A 17696-nucleotide genomic window follows, 5' to 3' on the forward strand; every position below is an offset into this window, starting at 1 on the left:
ATATCTAAAGGACGAATAGTTCTTAAATCAATAATCTCACAAGAAATACCATCTTTCGCCAATTCATCAGCAGCTTTATAAGCTTCCTTGATAATTTTTCCAAAAGATACAATCGTTACATCAGTACCCTCTCTCTTAGTATCAGCTACTCCTAAAGGAATGATATATTCTCCTTCTGGAACTTCACCTTTATCACCATACATTTGCTCAGACTCCATAAAAATTACAGGATCGTTATCACGAATTGCAGCTTTTAATAAACCTTTTGCATCATATGGGTTTGATGGTACAACCACTTTTAAACCTGGAGTATTTGCAAACCAGTTTTCAAAAGCTTGTGAATGCGTTGCTCCTAATTGACCTGCAGATGCAGTAGGACCTCTAAATACAATTGGACAAGGAAACTGTCCTCCGGACATTTGACGAATTTTAGCAGCGTTGTTTATAATTTGATCGATACCAACCAAAGCAAAGTTGAATGTCATATATTCAACAATAGGTCTGTTACCTGTCATTGTAGAACCAACAGCAATCCCACCAAAACCTAACTCGGCAATCGGTGCATCAATTACTCTTTTCTCTCCAAATTCGTCTAACATTCCTTTAGAAGCTTTGTAAGCTCCATTATATTCGGCAACCTCTTCACCAATCAAGTACACGCTTTCGTCCAAACGCATTTCTTCGCTCATCGCTTCGCAAATCGCTTCTCTAAATTGTATTGTTTTCATTGTAGTCATCTTTTGAGTCAGCAAAAATAAGGATTTTCAGTTCATAATTGTTAATTAGTTCTCAAAAAAAAATAAATTTTAGCAAAACATATTATCCTTTCATTAAAAAAAATATGTTCTCAGAATATTTTTTAAATTATCAATAAATAAAAAGTATTATATTTATGAAAATCGAAAAAATCCAAAGCCAAAAATGACGAGATTACTTAAATTATTGTATTGATAAAAATAGATACTCTTCCTTATTAAAATTACATTTTACTAAAATTTTAAGTACCTTCGCATTACTTATTAAATAACATTACAAGTCCTTATAACTATGAAAATATTAGTATGTATAAGTCATGTTCCGGATACGACTTCCAAAATAAATTTCTCAGCCGATGGTGCTGAATTTGACACCAATGGTGTTCAATATGTGATCAACCCTTATGATGAGTTTTCATTAGCCAGAGCTATGTGGTTTAAAGAAAAACAAGGAGCTAGCGTTACTGTAATCACTGTTGGTGATGCATCTACAGAACCTTCTTTAAGAAAATCTTTAGCTATCGGTGCAGATGATGCAATTAGAATTGACGCAGAAGCAACTGACGGTTTTGCTGTAGCAAAACAACTTGCTGAAGTTATCAAAGGAAATAGTTACGATTTGATCCTTATGGGAAGAGAGTCTATTGATTATAATGGAGCTATGGTTCCTGGGATTTTATCAACTTTAATCGATTTTAATTTTATCAATGCATGTGTAGGGTTAGAAATTGAGGGTACTGCTGCTACAGCAACGAAAGAAATTGATGGAGGAACAGAAAGTTTATCTAGCTCGTTACCTTTGGTTGTTGCTGGACAAAAAGGTTTGGTTGAGGAAAAAGACCTAAGAATTCCTAATATGAGAGGAATCATGATGGCACGTAAAAAACCTTTAGCAGTGGTTGCAAGCAACAACGCCGAGGCACTTACAAAGGCTGTTAAGTTTGATAAACCTGAAGAAAAAAGCGCATGTAAAATGGTAGATGCAGGAGCAATTGATGATTTGATTGATCTTTTACACAACGACGCTAAGGTTATCTAGTAGGATAACTAAGAAAAACAAATTACGTTAACTTAATAACACATACTATATGTCTGTATTAGTTTTTGCCGAATCATCGGAAGGAAAATTTAAAAAAATTGCATTTGAGGTAGTTTCTTATGGAAAAAAAATAGCCGCTCAGTTAGGTACTCAATTGGTAGCTTTAACCATCAATGCAGATAATGCTTCAGAAGTAGCTAGCTACGGAGCTGACAAAATAATCAAAGTATCTAATAATGACTTAGCTTCTTTTAATGCTAAAATCACTGCTTCAATTATTGAGCAAGCAGCAAAAAAAGAAAATGCTGAAGTTGTGATCATAGATTCTAGTTCAAATGGATTGTACCTTGCTCCTATTGTAGCTGCAAAACTAGAAGCAGGTCATGCTTCTAATGTTATTGCAGAGCCAAGCTCTACAGCTCCTTTTACAGTTAAAAGAAAAGCTTTTTCAAACAAAGCTTTCAATCATACGGAAATCTCAAGTGCTGTTAAAGTATTAGGACTTGCTAAAAACTCTGTCGGAGTTGTTGAAAATGCTAGCTCTGCTGAAGAGGAAGATTTTTCACCAGAAATTATTGCTTCTGGAGTAAGCTCTACAAGTATTAACAAAAGTGCAGGAAAAGTTTCTATTGCTGATGCTGATGTAGTTGTTTCTGGAGGTAGAGGTTTAAAAGGTCCAGAAAACTGGGGATTGATCGAAGATCTTGCAGATGTATTGGGAGCGGCAACAGCTTGTTCTAAACCTGTTTCTGATTTAGGTTGGAGACCTCATGGTGAACATGTTGGACAAACAGGAAAACCTGTTGCTTCTAATTTATACATTGCCATCGGAATTTCTGGTGCAATTCAACACTTGGCAGGAGTAAATGCTTCTAAAGTAAAAGTTGTCATCAACACAGACCCTGAAGCACCATTTTTTAAGGCTGCAGACTACGGAATTGTGGGTGACGCTTTTGAGGTAGTTCCTCAACTTATTGAAAAACTAAAAGAATTTAAGTCGAAAAACTAAGTTTTTTCACTAAATTGAAACCATATAAGACTGTTTATATTTTTTCGAATTTTAACTCGATCTTATAAACAGTCTTTTTTTACACTACAACTAGAAAAAGATATGAGTTTAGTACAACTAGACATTAAGGGGATTTCATATAGCCAAACACAAAGCGGTGCTTATGCATTGGTACTTACTGAAATTAAAGGAAATAGAACTTTACCTATAATTATTGGTGCTTTTGAAGCGCAATCTATTGCTATCGCATTAGAAAAAGAAATCAAACCACCAAGACCTTTGACTCATGATCTTTTCAAAACTTTTTCTGAAAGATTTCAAATCAATGTTCTACAGGTCATCATCCATAAACTAGTAGATGGAGTTTTCTTCTCTAGTCTTGTTTGTGAAAAAGATGGTGCCGAAGAAATCATTGATGCTAGAACTTCTGATGCAATTGCCTTAGCAACAAGATTCAATGCACCCATATACACTTATGAGACAATTCTTGAAAAAGCAGGTATCTTTCTAAAGCTAGAAGCTGAAGATATTGTAAGTGATACAAGTGAACTTGACATGGATGAATTGTTAACAGAAACAACAAAAGAAGAAGATGAAGATCCTCTTAAACGCATGTCTCTTCAGGAGTTAAACAATCAACTGCAAATTGCCATTGAGCAAGAAGATTACGAGACTGCAGCACATTTGAGAGATGAAATCAGCAAACGCTAAAGTTCAAACTTTCTCATTTAAAAACTGTTAATTACTTTTCTAAAAATATAAACGCAAGTGCTATTTTAAAAATATGCTTTTGTTATTTTTGTACAGCTCGTTCCTAAAGCAAGAACGAAAAAGATAAAAAAACAGAAGATGAAGCAGTATTTAGATTTAGTAAAGCACGTTCAAGAAAACGGTGTATTCAAGGGAGACAGAACAGGTACTGGTACCAAAAGTGTCTTTGGTTACCAAATGCGTTTCGACTTATCGGAAGGCTTCCCGATGGTTACTACTAAAAAACTGCACTTAAAGTCTATCATTCACGAACTATTATGGTTTCTTAAAGGAGATACAAATATCAATTACCTTAAAGAAAATGGTGTAAAAATCTGGGATGCTTGGGCAGATGAAAATGGAGATCTAGGACCTGTTTATGGACATCAATGGAGAAGCTGGAATAGCGAGGAAATTGATCAAATTCAAGAAGTAATTGAAACTCTTAAAACAAACCCAAACAGTAGACGTATGTTAGTTTCTGCTTGGAACCCTAGTGTATTGCCGGACACCACTGTTTCTTTTTCTGAAAATGTAGCAAATAATAAAGCTGCATTACCTCCTTGTCATTCATTTTTTCAATTTTATGTGGCAGATGGAAAATTATCTTGTCAATTGTATCAAAGAAGCGCAGATATCTTTTTAGGAGTTCCTTTTAATATTGCATCGTATGCATTATTAACAATGATGATTGCGCAAGTCGTAGGATTAGAAGCTGGAGAGTTTATTCATACATTTGGTGATGCTCATATTTACACGAATCATTTTGATCAGATTGAAGAGCAGCTATCTAGAGATCCACGTCCTTTGCCTACTATGAAAATAAATCCTGAAATAACCTCTATTTTTGACTTTACGTTTGATGACTTCACACTAGAAGGTTATGATCCTCATCCTTTGATTAAAGGAGCGGTTTCAGTATAAAGAAACAATTACGAACAACATTTATAAAAATGAACTCAACTTTGAGTTCATTTTTTTTTGGAAACCAGTATTACCGCATAATCTTAAAAAAAAACGAAATATTTTCACGATGGCTCTTAATTCTCCTATAAAACTGTACTCCATAATTTCACTTATCTTATGATAATCTTAAAAAAAATGGAAAAGAAAAAATCACTTTAAAATTCAAGTATAATTCAATTAAGTACTTGCAAGAATCTATAAACCTTACTAAATTGGTCTATTAGAAAACCAACTGAAAAATGACTACAATAATTGCTGCAATAGCAGAAAACAATGCTCTTGGAAAAGACAACGATTTAATTTGGCACTTACCCGCAGATCTAATTCGTTTTAGAAAAACCACTACCGGACATCATATAATCATGGGTAGAAACACCTATGAATCCATTGGAAAACCGCTTCCCAATAGAACGACGGTAATCATCACAAGAAACAAGGATTACCAAGCGGAAGGATGTATTGTTGTAAATTCTATCTCAGAAGCTCTTGAAATAGCAAAATCAGATAAAAGCCCGTTCATCATTGGAGGCGCTCAAATCTATAAAGAAGCTATTCAGTTTGTAGATCAACTTGACATTACTGAAGTACATCATGAATTTGAAGCAGATGTTTTTTTCCCTATCATCGACAAAACCATTTGGGAAGAAACTAAAAGAGAAACTTTTAAGCCTGATGAAAAAAACAAATATTCTTATAGCTTTGTAAGCTATAGAAGAAAATAAATATTACTCTTTAGATAGTTACTTTTAATATACCATTAATAGATTTGACGTTTATTTGAATAAGAGTCAAAAAACAAAAAAGGCCCAATACAATTTGTATTAGGCCTTTTTAAAATTTAATTATTTTCTTAGTTAGAAGTTGGAGCAGTAAGTTTATCCATTACTTTTTCCAAACTGAAACTTGCTGCTTTCATGCGAGGAGGATACTCTTGAAAAGTACCTAAAAACTCACCAACAATATCTTGAGCTGGAACCAATAAAAACACATGATCTAACAACCAATCATAATACGTATTTGAAGTAATTGTAGCATACTCATAAGGATCTCTACGAAGATTGTAAATCAATGGAACTCTTAATGGTGTAAAAGGATTGGCCCATACGCCTAGTGTACCTGCCATTCTCTGCTCCATGAAGATAAATTTCCAATCATCATATCTTAGAGCTGTCAAATCACCATCATCAGAGAAATAAAACAACTCATGCCTTGGACCTGCTTTTTCTTTTCCTGTAAAATGAGGTAACATATTGTAACCATCTAAATGTACTTTAAAAGTTTTATCTCCAACTTTATGTCCTTTTAATAACTTTTTCTTGATTTTTTTATCTCCAGCTGCTGCCAGTATAGTTGGCATCCAGTCCATTCCAGAAATCATTTCATTTGAAATTGAATTGGCTTTAATTTTATTTGGCCAACGTACCATTGCTGGTACTCTCCAACCACCTTCCCAATTGGTGTTTTTCTCTCCTCTAAAAGGACTAGAAGCCGCATCTGGCCATGAATTTTTATGAGGTCCATTGTCCGTGCTATAAGTAACAAGCGTGTTGTCTGCAACACCTAAATCATCTAACAACTGTAACAATTCACCAACATGCATATCATGCTCCACCATTCCATCTCCATAAAAGTCTTGTCCTGAGATTCCTTGATGCTCTTCTTTAACATGGGTTCTAAAGTGCATTCTTGTACCATTCCACCATACAAAAAATGGTTTACCTGATTGAACAGTTTTTGTAATAAAAGCTTTAGCTGCGGCTATAGTTTCATCATCAATTGTCTCCATTCTTTTCTTAGTCAAAGGTCCTGTATCCTTTATTTTACCATCTGATGAGCTACTAATAACACCTCTTGGACCATATTTTTTTCTAAAGTTTGGATATTTTTTAGGGTCTGGATAATCTGGTAATTCAGGTTCTTCCTCTGCATTTAAATGATATAAATTCCCTAAAAACTCATCAAAACCATGATTGGTTGGTAAATGTTCATCTTTATCTCCTAAATGATTTTTTCCAAACTGACCAGTGGCATAACCTAAAGGCTTCAAAAGTTCTGCAATTGTTGGATCTTCTGAAGAAATCCCCTCTTTCGCACCTGGCAATCCTACTTTACTCAACCCTGTTCTAAACACACTTTGTCCTAAAATAAAAGAAGAACGTCCAGCAGTACAACTTTGTTCAGCATAATAATCGGTAAATATCATCCCTTCGTTCGCAATTCGATCTATATTTGGAGTTGTATACCCCATCATCCCTTTTGTGTACGCACTAATATTAGACTGTCCAATATCATCACCCCAAATCACCAAAATATTAGGTTTTTTCTGTGCTTGCGCACTCATTCCAATTGCGACCATCGCAATTGCCGAAATAACGGATTTAAAGAAATGTTTTTGTTTCATTTTCATAATAACATATTTGATTAATAATTGATTTTTAGACAAGTATCTTTATTAGATCCTAATCTCTAGAAAAATAAATTGTCAAACTAAATTACAAACATTTGATTTTCTTAAACTAAACAAATGTTAACCTCTAAGATAAGAATTATGTCCAAACAAAAAAAGCTTGTATCTAATTCTAGATACAAGCTTTTAAATATTTAAATTAAGTTTAATTTCTTGAAGGAGTGTTCAATGATTGAACAACTTTATCTATTCATAAAGAACCTCCTTGAACCGGTGGGTATTTCTTAAAGGTTTGTAAAAATTCACCAATATAGGCCTGAGCAGGCACAAACAACCACATATTATCTGCCATCCAACGAATATACAATGCAGAATCTGTAGACACCTCATACGGATCAGCTCTTAAATTTACAATCAAAGGCCAAGATGGTGTTTTTCTGTAGGCTTCATTAATCGCTCCTTCCATCACAGAAAAGTGTAATTTCCAATTCTCATATCTCAAGGCATTTAAATTACCTCCAGCATCAAAATAAAATATTTCTTTTCTTGGGTTTTCCTTTGCCTCTCCTTTTAAGTAAGGCATCATATTATATCCATCTAAATGAACGTTGAACTTTTTATCATTCGCTTTATATCCTTTCAGTAATTTCTCTTTTACATCTGGTACACCCGCTGCTGCTAAAATTGTTGGCATCATATCTTCGTGTGAGAAAATACCATTTTCAACAGTTCCAGGTTTAATAACTCCCGGCCAACGAATAGCACACGGTACTCTGAAACCACCTTCCCAAGTAGTACCTTTTTCTCCTTTGAACGGAGTAGTACCACCATCAGGCCAAGTAAATTTCTCTGCTCCATTATCCGTAGAATACATAATTAAGGTAGTATCAATAATCCCTAATTCCTCAAGCTTATCTAACACAACTCCAATTGTTTTGTCATGTTCAGCCATTCCATCAGGATACAGTCCAATACCAGTTACTCCTATACTTTCCTCTTTCATATGTGTCCAAACATGCATACGTGTAGCACTCAACCACACAAAGAAAGGCTGTTTGTTAGCATGCGCTTTTTCAATAAACTTAATTGCAGCTGCCGTAAATTCATCATCAGCAGTTTCCATACGTTTTCTTGTTAAAGGTCCTGTATCTTTAATTTTTCCATCAGAAGTAGCATGAATTACACCTCTTGGACCAAATTTCTTATGAAACTCAGGATCTTTTGGATAGTAATAAGTTTCTGGCTCTTCCTCCGCATTTAAATGGTACAGGTTTCCATAAAACTCATCAAATCCATGATTAGTGGGTAAATGCTCATCTCTATCTCCTAAATGGTTTTTTCCAAACTGACCCGAAGTATATCCTTGATTTTTTAACAACTCAGCAATAGTTGGCTGATTGTCTTTAATTCCCTGAGTTGACCCAGGCATACCAATCGTTAACAGTCCGGTTCTAAAAGGATGTTGCCCTAAAATAAAAGCAGCTCTACCTGCAGTACAAGATTGCTGCGCATACCAATCTGTAAACATAGCTCCTTCATTCGCAATTCTATCAATCTTTGGTGTCTTATACCCCATCATTCCATGGTTATAAGCACTAATGTTTCCCCATCCTACATCATCTCCCCAGATAACCAAAATATTTGGTTTTTTCTATGCCTGAGCACTCAATCCTACTGCAACAGCAGCTAACCCCGTTACAATAGACTTGAAAAAATTCTATTTCTTCATTTTTATATAAATTAAATTAACACTCTTTTTTATAAATATAGTAAATTTTTAAAGTCCCAACTTTTTGTGACTCAACTATCTCTCATTTTGTAATTGCTGCATTATTTGATTATAGTCTGGGTTACTGGGTGAAATTTCTAACAATGCCAAACAAGTATTTCTTGCCGATGTAAACTTATTTGTATTTAGCTCCACCACAAGTTTTGCATATAATAATTTTTCATTGTTTGGAAACTTAACAAGAGCATCAGACAAAATTTCATAAGATTTTCTCACCCTATTATCTTGTTGTAAAAGTAGTGCGTAGTTATAAAAAGCGTTATAGTTAGTAGCGTCCATTTTAGTTGCCAACTTCATATATTTAAGTGCTTCTATAGGCTGTTTTATTTCGTTATATAACAAACCTAACATATAATACGTATAACCAAATTCAGGTTCTAATTTAATAACTTCTTTATACAGTTTAATACTCTTATCATAGTTCTTTTGTTGATAATACAACATAGCTAAATTCATTCTAGCCCTATTATAATATGAATCTATTTCTATGGCTTTTTCATAAGCTTTTATCGCCAAATCAATCTCTCCATTAGTTTGTAAATATTCTGCAATCTGTAATTGTCCACTCGCAAAATCGGAATTTAAATCTAAGAAGCTTAAAAATTCCTTCTTTGCTTTATTATATTTCAAATTCGTAGGTAATTCAATTTTTACAGCAACAAAATAGCTCACGGCTGCCAGTCGTACAGACCTAACAGAATCCCCTAACAAAGGCTCTATTTGTTTTGCATAAGAATGATCTCTAGTTTTTTGAATTGATACAATTGCCTCTCTTCTTAAAATTGGAGAATCAGCTTTCAAGTACATCGCAATTTGTTTTACTTCCTCTCTATTGGCTCCTTGATTTATTAAAGATGACATTGAAGTAGCTCTAGAAACATCTGGGTATTTTGATCCTTCTAACAACTTCAGTAAAGCTTCTTTGTCTCCTTGAGAACCTTTTAGTAAATAATCAGAAAAATGATCTTCTCTTTCAGAACCATAATTTGTAACAATTGCCTTGGCAGCCCATTCATTCGTTTGACCGGTATGACAAGTAACACATGCATTTGGCGTCCCATACTGTATAGATTGATCTGGTCTTGGTATTCTAAAACTATGATCACGACGATAGTCATTCCCCATATACACTTTACCAACCATATGACAATTGACACAGGCCGATTGCTCTGTTCCTACTTTGTGTTTATGATGCTCATAGGTATCATATTTTGGTTGATGACAACTCATACACAGGGCATTCCCTTCCTTTTTTAATTGTAAAGAATGGACATCATGGCAATCTTTGCATGAAACTCCATTGTGATACATTTTACTCTGTACAAAAGAGGCATACACATAATCTTCGTCTAAAATTTGACCATCTAAATGATAGGTTGGTGATTCTAACAATCGAGGAATATAATGATCCATAAAGTCCCCCTTATAATCAAAGTAGTCGGTTATCTGAGTTCGCCTTGAATGGCATCTAGCACATTTATCTACCAATTCCTTAGATCTCATATCGGAATCCATATACATTTCTGGTGGTACTTGACCTTCTATAGGATTTTTATAATAGCTAACATGTGCGGAAGCTGGACCGTGACAAGCTTCACAACTTACGTTAATCTCACTAAAAGTTGTTGCATATTGTCCTGTTTTGGAATCGAAATTCTTTTTCAAATCGGTAGAGTGACAATCCGCACACATGGTATTCCAATTGGAAGCACCACCCGTCCAGTTCAACCATTCGTCATGTTGTAAATTCACATCTTTCTGTAAATGAAACCATTTCTTTTCTACCGAATCCCAAGCCGTCAATAAACACTGATATGCCCCATTGGGAAAAGCGACTATAAATTGTTGTAGCGGAGTTACACCAAACGTATAGACTATTTTATACTCTTCTGGAACTCCCTTTTTATTTGCTGTAGTAACATAAAAATCTTGGCCTTTTTTATAAAAAGACGACTTGACTCCTTTATGAACAAAAACCGAATTATTAAAGTCTCCTTTAACCGTTGTTGAATCAGCTAGCTTCATCGCCATATCATGATGAGAACCTTCCCATTTCTTGGTGGCTTCTTGATGACATTCCCTACAAGTTTCAGATCCTACAAATTTTGAGTTTTTATAATCATAACTGACTTTTGTATAGGCATCTTTCTTCTCCTCTTTACATCCAATCAATGTAAAAATTAAAATGACACATAAAGATTCTAAAGTTCTTCGTAAAATATTATTCATGAGCAATTGATATGTACTTTGACAAATCTAAGGATTTACCCAGTTAGAGTTTGTAGTTGAATTCTCTTTTTTTGAGTTTATAAAGTTTTTTCTTGCCTTCTTCCATTCCAATTTTAAGGCCAATATCTTAGAAAAATCATTTTCTTCACTTTTATTAATTTCAAATACTTCTTTCAATTTTTTAGTTCCATAAATAGTAATGAAATATTCGATACTCGGTTCCTTAAGTGACAATTGACCTAGCCATTTATAAATTTCGGTTTGCTGATTTTTATAAATTTTCTCTTTTAAAAATCTATTAAAAAAGAATGCTTCAGATTTTTCATAGGCAGCTTTTTTTGCCTTGACTGCTTTTATCGCTTTTCTCAAAATTTTAAATCCAAAAAATAACGTTACTATTGAAACCAAAATTATAGCTAAAAACTGCTTTAAAGAAAATCCAAATATCAGCAACTCTTTTTCTTCCTCGGATTCTTTTTCAACTGTTGCTTCTAATGATTTCCGAACACTCTCTAGCATTCCTAAATCAGGATTTGGTGCAACCTCTATCTTCGTTTCTTTTAATACTCTTTTATATAATTTGCTATACCTCGGGTTCCACCAATACACCGTAATCTCTGGGATTATATAAACTCCTTCTTTCTCAAATAAATACCTTGTACCATCTGTTCTTTGCGCACTAATAGCAGTTTTTGTTTTATTATTTTTTAAATAAGATCTTTTAGGATATAAACTAATTCCTTCGATCGAATCAAATTGAATTTGGGGAATAAACTCTGAAATGGTTCCTCCCACCTTCATGGTAATATTTCTTACTAAAACATCTCCAACTTTCACTTTTGTCAAATCTCCTTTCCAAGAATCATAAACTCTCATGGATGAAGAAACTAGCCAAGCATTTTTATCCATTCCTGGTGGAATCGGCTTCACTACAATTTCTCTTGCACGTGTCTTTACTTTTCGCTTGACACCCACATAATTTCCTTCATCCGGAGTTTCAACCACAAATTCCAAGGATGGAAATTCAACATTCTCTTCATTGTATGGAAACACATTGAAAAACAACGTAACTCCGGCATATAGTTTATTGCCAAACTTTTTTGAGGTACTTAACGATCTAAAATAAACCGTATAAGCTCCATTAATTTTAATATTCCCTGGATCAACTCCTTCCGTAAACCAAGTTGAAGAATACACCGTAACACTCACTTCAATAGGTTCTCCAACATAAACTGAGCCTTTGTTAAAACTCACTTCTGTTCTCAGATGTCTTTGAGCCTGAAGTAAGAAAGTACACCACAGAAAAACCCAAAATAAATATGTCCGCTTTTTTATTACCATTTATTCATTTTTCCATTGGGTTTCAAACCTTCTTTTTTTACTTGATGTTTAAATTTCCTTTTTAAAAACAAAGAGGGATCATCATCTACTTTCTGCATCATTATTTTCGGACTTTCCCCAGGTTTCCCCAATTCAAAATCATCAGGCAATTCATCTAATTCTTTTCCTTTTCTTATGTCTGTATTGGTCGTTTCCTCCAATCTTTTTTTCTGCATATCTTTCTCGGTAGCCTCTTGTCCTCCACCACTTAAGTCTTCCGGACTTTTATTTTCTTCATTTTGTGCTCTTTCTTTATTTCCTTTGTCTGCAGTAGCATCTTCTGGAGTTTCACTTGTTCCGGCTGATAAATGCTGGGCAACTTTAAGATTACTTTTTGCCGCTTCCATATTAGGGTCAATTTCAACTGTCCTACCAAAGGCCAATGCAGCTGCGGCGTAATCGCCATTTTTGTAATAAGACAAACCTAAATTATACATTCCTTGAGCAGTAGTGTCCTTTGAAAATGCACGAATAGCTTCATCATAATTCCCTGCTTTATAAAACCCAATACCTTTTCTCAAAGCATCTTGAAAAACTTCTCCGGCTTGTTCATAATTTCCCTTATCTAACTCCAATTGACCTTGATAATCTTTGGTTAGCCATAGATCTTTAAATTTTTGGTCTTTTGAACAGGAATTCAAAACGATTAGGAATAAAAACAATACCATCCCTTTTCTAAAATAAAACAGTAAAATGACGGCAAATGGAATGATGAAATAAATTCCTTGATCTTGCCAATCATCCTCTTTCTCTTCCGCTCTATCTGTAAATTTTAAATGATCTCTAATACTTTTGGCAACCAACTCTACATCACTATTGTCTAAAGTCAAATAATTAACTCGAACATTTTGCAAAGAATTTAGTTTTTGCAATACATTTTCATTCAACTTAGAAATAATTATTTCACCTTTATCATCTCTCATTTCTCTATGATATCTTCCATAAGGGATAGAAGATCCTGTTATCGTATTGACAGGAAATATTTCGAATGTTGAATTTACAGTCTGACTCATTTTCGTCAAATACTCAAAATTATCTTCCGAAAAATCGTCTGAAAAAACAACCACAGTAGCTGGGGCCTCTGTAACACTAGTCAACTCAATAGCCTTTTCAATTCCGGCATGTAAATCGCTTCCATAGAACGGCATTACATTTGGTGTCAATTGATTGATATGTGAATCAATTAAGGAATAATCATTGGTCAAGGGAAGGATTACATGTGCAGTTCCGGAATATCCAACCAATGCCACTCTAGCACCAGGTTTTTCCTTTAACAGGTCGGTAATTTTGAACTTAGCTCTTTCCAATCTACTTGGTTGAATATCCGTTGCCATCATACTCTGTGACAAATCCAATACAATTACCATGGGGGTTTCTAACGTTTTACCTGGTATTTCTATCTTAGACCAAGTTGGTCCTGACAACCCTAAAACGGCTAAAACAAAACTCACATACAAAAGGCACTTCCAAACTATTAATTTTGTTTGATTCCCTTTCTCAATCATAAAAGGTTGAAGATGAGATGGGATTTGTTTTTTCCATTTCACTTCTTCTTTCCTAGAAAAAACGAATAATACCACTATCACAACTATTGGAATAAGCAACCATAAAAATTGAGGTCTTAACAAATGAAGATCCTCAAACACACTTGTATTTAGATTCTCAATCATTCTTTTCCGTTTTTAACCTTTTTTTGTAAAAAGAGATAATTCCCGACAATAAACTATATCCCAAAAACAAAATCAAAGCCACACCTAAGGGATAATGATACAATAAGGTACGTGGTCTATAAGTCTCTTCTTCGTATTCTATAGGCTCTAATTTATCTAATTCATCATATATTGAATTCAATCTCTCAGTATTCATTGCCCTAAAATATTGTCCTTCCGTTATCTCAGCAATTTCTTCTAGAGTTTTTTCATCTAAGTCAGAGTTTCCACTGTTTGGATCACCAATACCAATTGTGTAAATCATAATAGAATCTCTTTTTGCAATATCAGCAGCATCTAAAGGCAACACCCCAATTCCTGCATCCACCCCATCTGTTAGCAATAGCATAACTTTTGTTTGAATAGTATCTTTATCAAACAAATCAATTCCTTTCATAATAGCTTTACCAATAGAAGTCGTCTGACCAGCCAAACCAACAGCTGCCTCATCTAACATAGTTTTCACAGTAATCAAATCCGGAGTAAACGGTGCCTGAACATACGCATTGGAACCAAATAAAACCAATCCCATTCTATCACCTTCTCTCTTTTCTATAAACTCATCCATAACCGTTGTAACTGCTTCCCATCGCGTTACAGGTTTGTTTTCGATCTTCCAATCCTTTTGAGCCATACTAAAAGACAAATCTGCGACAATCAAAAAATTTCTCGAATTTTTCGCTTTCAACTCGGCCTTACCTACTAATTGCGGTGAGGATAAACTTGCCAATAACAACAACCATATAATACTTTGTACCAACACTTCTAAAAAAGACTTTTTGTTTACAAAAGAAGATTTTTTCGGTTCTTGTTTGGTATATATTGATGACTTGACAATGTTCGGAATTAACAAAGAAGCACTTTTAATCTTTAATGCCGGTAAAACAAAATACAATAGCAATGGCAACGGTGCCAAAAACAAAACCCAAACATGTATGATTTCAAAATTATCTGGCATGTTGATGTATCCATTTTTTTGTTCTCTCCAATACTAAATCAAATTCGGAGTCAGAGATCTGCTTTAAATTATAACTTGAATTTTCAAAAACTATTTTCAATTCACTTAGCTCAGATTTTTCACATTTTGAATCTAAGTACTGTAACCATTGTTCACCAAACATTTTCGCTACCTTCTCTCTACCATACACTTGAATAGCAACTTTTTTTAGGATCAAATTAGCATAATTTACTTTATGATAATTTTCCAGATTAGGCGATTCAATCCGTAGTAAAAGATCATATATTGCCATTCGACGATATTTATTTTTGAAATATAGTCTCATTTGAAAAAAAACAATTGAAAGCATTACTGCAATAACACATACCAAACTCACTTTCCAGCCCAAAGTGTCAAAAGAAAAGGACACCGCATTTGGTTCTAACAAGGGTCCAAGATCCTCGATAAAATCATTTTCTTGAAAAGAAAATAGCAACAACTTATGTAAATGTTCAAATACCATTGAAAACATTTTGAATTTGCTCACTTACATCGTCTACTGTATTTATTTTAAACATGGGTATTTTATGCTTCTTCATTTCTTTTTCAAAATTCATATAATCTGAATCGAACCCATCTTGAAAGTCTTTCACCAACTTTTTATCCTTTCCATCAATTGACAATTGTTTCGAACCATCACCGCCTACATATTTCACTGGCAATAAATTTCTTTCCAACGGATCATATACTTTAGCCAAAATAACATCGTTATGAGCAGCCATATAGGAGATTTCTTTTATCACGTTTTCTGAATAGCGATGAAAATCACTCACAATAAAAATCAAATAGTCATGGGAAATAATATTCCTTACTTTTTGAAACACCTCCTGCAAACCCGCTTCAAATTTATGCGATTTAGATTCCTTTAATTCATGATTTCTCTTGAGCAGATTTTCAAAAAAGAACAATATATTTTTTCTATTTCTTTTCGGTAAAACTGCATCTACACCATTATCTCCAAAAACAATTCCACCAACTCGATCTCCTTCTTTTGAAACACGAAAAGCTGCGATAGCAGCTAACTCGGCCGCTACAACCGATTTGGTTTTCAACTTACTCCCAAAAAACATCGATTTTGTTTGATCTACAATGATCAACGCAGGTTTTTCCTTTTCTTCTGTAAATACTCTTAAATGTGTTTTTTGAGTTCTAGCAGTAACTTTCCAATCAATGTTTCTTACATCATCACCTGGAACATAATTTCTTACTTCTTCAAAGTCCAAACCTCTTCCACGTAATTTAGAAGCATGCTTACCACCAAGAACACTTTTAACCCTTTGCTTGTTAGCCAGAAAACTAAAGCCACTTGCTACAGATTCCATCTTGAGTAAATTCTCAAGTGAAATAAATACGTTTTCAGGAAAACCAGAATCTCTACCCATAAATTATGCTACCACTGCTACTTGATTCAATACTTCATTTAAAACGTCATCTATTGCGACACCTTGAGCATTCGCTTCATAACTTAAACTTACCCTATGCCTCAAACAATCATGAACAACAGCGCGAATATTATCTGGAGACACATAGGATTGACCTGCCATCCAAGCATGAGTACGGGCTGCTCTATCTAAAGCAATTGTTCCTCTTGGACTTGCTCCAAAATCTATCCATGCTTTTAAATCCTTATTGTATTTTTCCGGGTATCTCGTTGCAGCAATAATATCTACAATATATTTTTCCATGTTTTCTGATATAGAGAATTTCGCAATTTCTTCTCTTGCTTCAAAAACTACTTTTGGATCCAACTTTTCTTTTAATTTTTCTTTTGAGGCTAACTGTTCCTCTCTATTCAAACGCATGATTTTCAATTCAGAATCATCGTCTGGATAATCAATGGTAACATGCATTAAAAATCGATCCATTTGGGCTTCTGGTAAAGGATACGTTCCTTCCTGCTCCACAGGATTTTGAGTTGCCATAACCATAAACAACTTTTCCATACTATAAGTGGTACCCGCTACTGATACCTGTCGCTCTTCCATCGCTTCTAATAAGGCCGATTGAACTTTTGCAGGCGCTCTATTGATCTCATCCGCTAAAATTAAATTACTGAAGATTGGTCCTTTCTGAAATATAAATTTTTCTTCGGATTCTGGCTGATAAATTTCTGTTCCTGTTATATCCGATGGTAATAAATCCGGCGTAAATTGAATTCTACTTAAACCACAATTCAACTCCTTTGCCAAACTTTTAATCGTTCTCGTTTTAGCTAAACCCGGTAAACTTTCTAAAAGTATATTTCCATTCGCCAGCAACACCAAAAGTAATCGATCAATCAATTTCTCTTGCCCTATGACAGATTTAGACATTTCTAGTTTTAATTGATTTACTTTATCTAATGTTGCCATCCTCTGAAAATTATTAATTTATAAAAAAGAATATATTCTGTACTATAAAGTAAATATAAACAAAACAAACTTGTATTAAAAAGGCAATGGCTTACTACTGAACTCCATTTATATAGACATTCAATACGATATATATAAAATTTGATTTTTCAACGTATTGAGTAAAACAAAAGCAAAAAAAACCTCAATCACATACATGATTGAGGTTTCAAAAAAAGGCGGTGACATACTCTCCCACCGGTTAGGCAGTACCATCTGCGCTGATAGGTTTAACTTCTCTGTTCGGAATGGGAAGAGGTGAGCCCTATCGCAATA

15 protein-coding genes and 1 rRNA gene are annotated in these 17696 nt (G+C 34.2%); 5 read left to right on the forward strand and 11 right to left on the reverse strand.

What is annotated here, in order from left to right:
* Positions 1–728, reverse strand: a 728-nt coding sequence (locus P8H68_RS07105; RefSeq protein ID WP_300322872.1) for a pyruvate dehydrogenase complex E1 component subunit beta, incomplete at its 3' end; no start/stop codon positions are given.
* Positions 729–1047: 319 nt separating this feature from the next.
* On the opposite strand from P8H68_RS07105, the gene P8H68_RS07110 reads away from it, so the two are divergent.
* From P8H68_RS07110 to P8H68_RS07130, 5 genes are all read left to right on the forward strand, one after another.
* Complete coding sequence (locus P8H68_RS07110) at positions 1048–1794, forward strand: electron transfer flavoprotein subunit beta/FixA family protein (RefSeq protein ID WP_300322874.1); 747 nt, start codon at positions 1048–1050, stop codon at positions 1792–1794.
* Between the two features lie 49 nt (positions 1795–1843).
* Complete coding sequence (locus P8H68_RS07115; protein WP_300322877.1) at positions 1844–2803, forward strand: electron transfer flavoprotein subunit alpha/FixB family protein; 960 nt, start codon at positions 1844–1846, stop codon at positions 2801–2803.
* A gap of 102 nt (positions 2804–2905) precedes the next feature.
* Positions 2906–3514, forward strand: coding sequence for a bifunctional nuclease domain-containing protein (locus P8H68_RS07120; protein WP_300322879.1), 609 nt, complete (start codon positions 2906–2908; stop codon positions 3512–3514).
* 138 nt (positions 3515–3652) lie between these two features.
* Positions 3653–4477, forward strand: coding sequence for a thymidylate synthase (locus tag P8H68_RS07125; RefSeq protein WP_300322881.1), 825 nt, complete (start codon positions 3653–3655; stop codon positions 4475–4477).
* Positions 4478–4758: 281 nt separating this feature from the next.
* The gene (locus P8H68_RS07130) at positions 4759–5241 is read left to right on the forward strand and encodes a dihydrofolate reductase (RefSeq protein WP_300322883.1); all 483 of its coding nucleotides are present in this window, start codon (positions 4759–4761) and stop codon (positions 5239–5241) included.
* A gap of 128 nt (positions 5242–5369) precedes the next feature.
* On the opposite strand, the gene P8H68_RS07135 is transcribed toward P8H68_RS07130, so the two are convergent.
* The 10 genes from P8H68_RS07135 to rrf all read right to left on the reverse strand — a co-directional run.
* Positions 5370–6926: an arylsulfatase gene (locus P8H68_RS07135; RefSeq protein WP_300322885.1), complete on the reverse strand. Its 1557-nt coding sequence runs from the start codon at positions 6924–6926 to the stop codon at positions 5370–5372.
* Between the two features lie 250 nt (positions 6927–7176).
* Complete coding sequence (locus tag P8H68_RS07140) at positions 7177–8562, reverse strand: arylsulfatase (RefSeq protein WP_300322887.1); 1386 nt, start codon at positions 8560–8562, stop codon at positions 7177–7179.
* Positions 8563–8730: 168 nt separating this feature from the next.
* A complete protein-coding gene (locus P8H68_RS07145) occupies positions 8731–10944 on the reverse strand; it encodes a tetratricopeptide repeat protein (RefSeq protein WP_300322889.1) in 2214 nt (737 codons plus the stop codon).
* A 27-nt stretch (positions 10945–10971) separates the two neighbouring features.
* On the reverse strand, positions 10972–12285 hold the full coding sequence (locus P8H68_RS07150; protein ID WP_300322891.1) for a hypothetical protein: 1314 nt from the start codon (positions 12283–12285) through the stop codon (positions 10972–10974).
* Positions 12279–13994, reverse strand: a complete 1716-nt coding sequence (locus P8H68_RS07155) for a VWA domain-containing protein (RefSeq protein WP_300322893.1) — start codon at positions 13992–13994, stop codon at positions 12279–12281. Before P8H68_RS07155 ends, P8H68_RS07150 begins: the two co-directional genes overlap by 7 nt.
* Positions 13987–14991, reverse strand: coding sequence for a VWA domain-containing protein (locus P8H68_RS07160; RefSeq protein WP_300322895.1), 1005 nt, complete (start codon positions 14989–14991; stop codon positions 13987–13989). The genes P8H68_RS07155 and P8H68_RS07160 overlap by 8 nt, the downstream gene beginning before the upstream one ends.
* Positions 14981–15493 carry a DUF4381 domain-containing protein gene (locus P8H68_RS07165; RefSeq protein WP_300322897.1) on the reverse strand — a complete coding sequence of 171 codons (513 nt, stop codon included), beginning with the start codon at positions 15491–15493 and terminating at the stop codon, positions 14981–14983. Before P8H68_RS07165 ends, P8H68_RS07160 begins: the two co-directional genes overlap by 11 nt.
* Entirely contained in the window at positions 15483–16412 is a 930-nt protein-coding gene (locus P8H68_RS07170) for a DUF58 domain-containing protein (RefSeq protein ID WP_300322899.1), read from the reverse strand. Before P8H68_RS07170 ends, P8H68_RS07165 begins: the two co-directional genes overlap by 11 nt.
* Before the next feature lie 3 nt (positions 16413–16415).
* Positions 16416–17381 carry an AAA family ATPase gene (locus P8H68_RS07175; protein ID WP_300322901.1) on the reverse strand — a complete coding sequence of 322 codons (966 nt, stop codon included), beginning with the start codon at positions 17379–17381 and terminating at the stop codon, positions 16416–16418.
* A gap of 213 nt (positions 17382–17594) precedes the next feature.
* A 5S ribosomal RNA gene (rrf, locus tag P8H68_RS07180) occupies positions 17595–17696 on the reverse strand; the annotation flags it as partial.

It is taken from the genome of Flavicella sp. (assembly GCF_029238425.1).
Classification (GTDB): domain Bacteria; phylum Bacteroidota; class Bacteroidia; order Flavobacteriales; family Flavobacteriaceae; genus Flavicella.

What these genes read in the sequence shown, in the direction of transcription:
- P8H68_RS07150 (WP_300322891.1), bottom strand. Translation starts at nt 12,285, where the DNA reads ATGGTAATAAAAAAGCGGACATATTTATTTTGGGTTTTTCTGTGGTGT.
- P8H68_RS07120 (WP_300322879.1), top strand. Translation starts at nt 2,906, where the DNA reads ATGAGTTTAGTACAACTAGACATTAAGGGGATTTCATATAGCCAAACA.
- P8H68_RS07115 (WP_300322877.1), top strand. Translation starts at nt 1,844, where the DNA reads ATGTCTGTATTAGTTTTTGCCGAATCATCGGAAGGAAAATTTAAAAAA.
- P8H68_RS07165 (WP_300322897.1), bottom strand. Translation starts at nt 15,493, where the DNA reads ATGGTATTTGAACATTTACATAAGTTGTTGCTATTTTCTTTTCAAGAA.
- P8H68_RS07125 (WP_300322881.1), top strand. Translation starts at nt 3,653, where the DNA reads ATGAAGCAGTATTTAGATTTAGTAAAGCACGTTCAAGAAAACGGTGTA.
- P8H68_RS07160 (WP_300322895.1), bottom strand. Translation starts at nt 14,991, where the DNA reads ATGCCAGATAATTTTGAAATCATACATGTTTGGGTTTTGTTTTTGGCA.
- P8H68_RS07170 (WP_300322899.1), bottom strand. Translation starts at nt 16,412, where the DNA reads ATGGGTAGAGATTCTGGTTTTCCTGAAAACGTATTTATTTCACTTGAG.
- P8H68_RS07130 (WP_300322883.1), top strand. Translation starts at nt 4,759, where the DNA reads ATGACTACAATAATTGCTGCAATAGCAGAAAACAATGCTCTTGGAAAA.
- P8H68_RS07155 (WP_300322893.1), bottom strand. Translation starts at nt 13,994, where the DNA reads ATGATTGAGAATCTAAATACAAGTGTGTTTGAGGATCTTCATTTGTTA.
- P8H68_RS07110 (WP_300322874.1), top strand. Translation starts at nt 1,048, where the DNA reads ATGAAAATATTAGTATGTATAAGTCATGTTCCGGATACGACTTCCAAA.
- P8H68_RS07175 (WP_300322901.1), bottom strand. Translation starts at nt 17,381, where the DNA reads ATGGCAACATTAGATAAAGTAAATCAATTAAAACTAGAAATGTCTAAA.
- P8H68_RS07145 (WP_300322889.1), bottom strand. Translation starts at nt 10,944, where the DNA reads ATGAATAATATTTTACGAAGAACTTTAGAATCTTTATGTGTCATTTTA.
- P8H68_RS07135 (WP_300322885.1), bottom strand. Translation starts at nt 6,926, where the DNA reads ATGAAAATGAAACAAAAACATTTCTTTAAATCCGTTATTTCGGCAATT.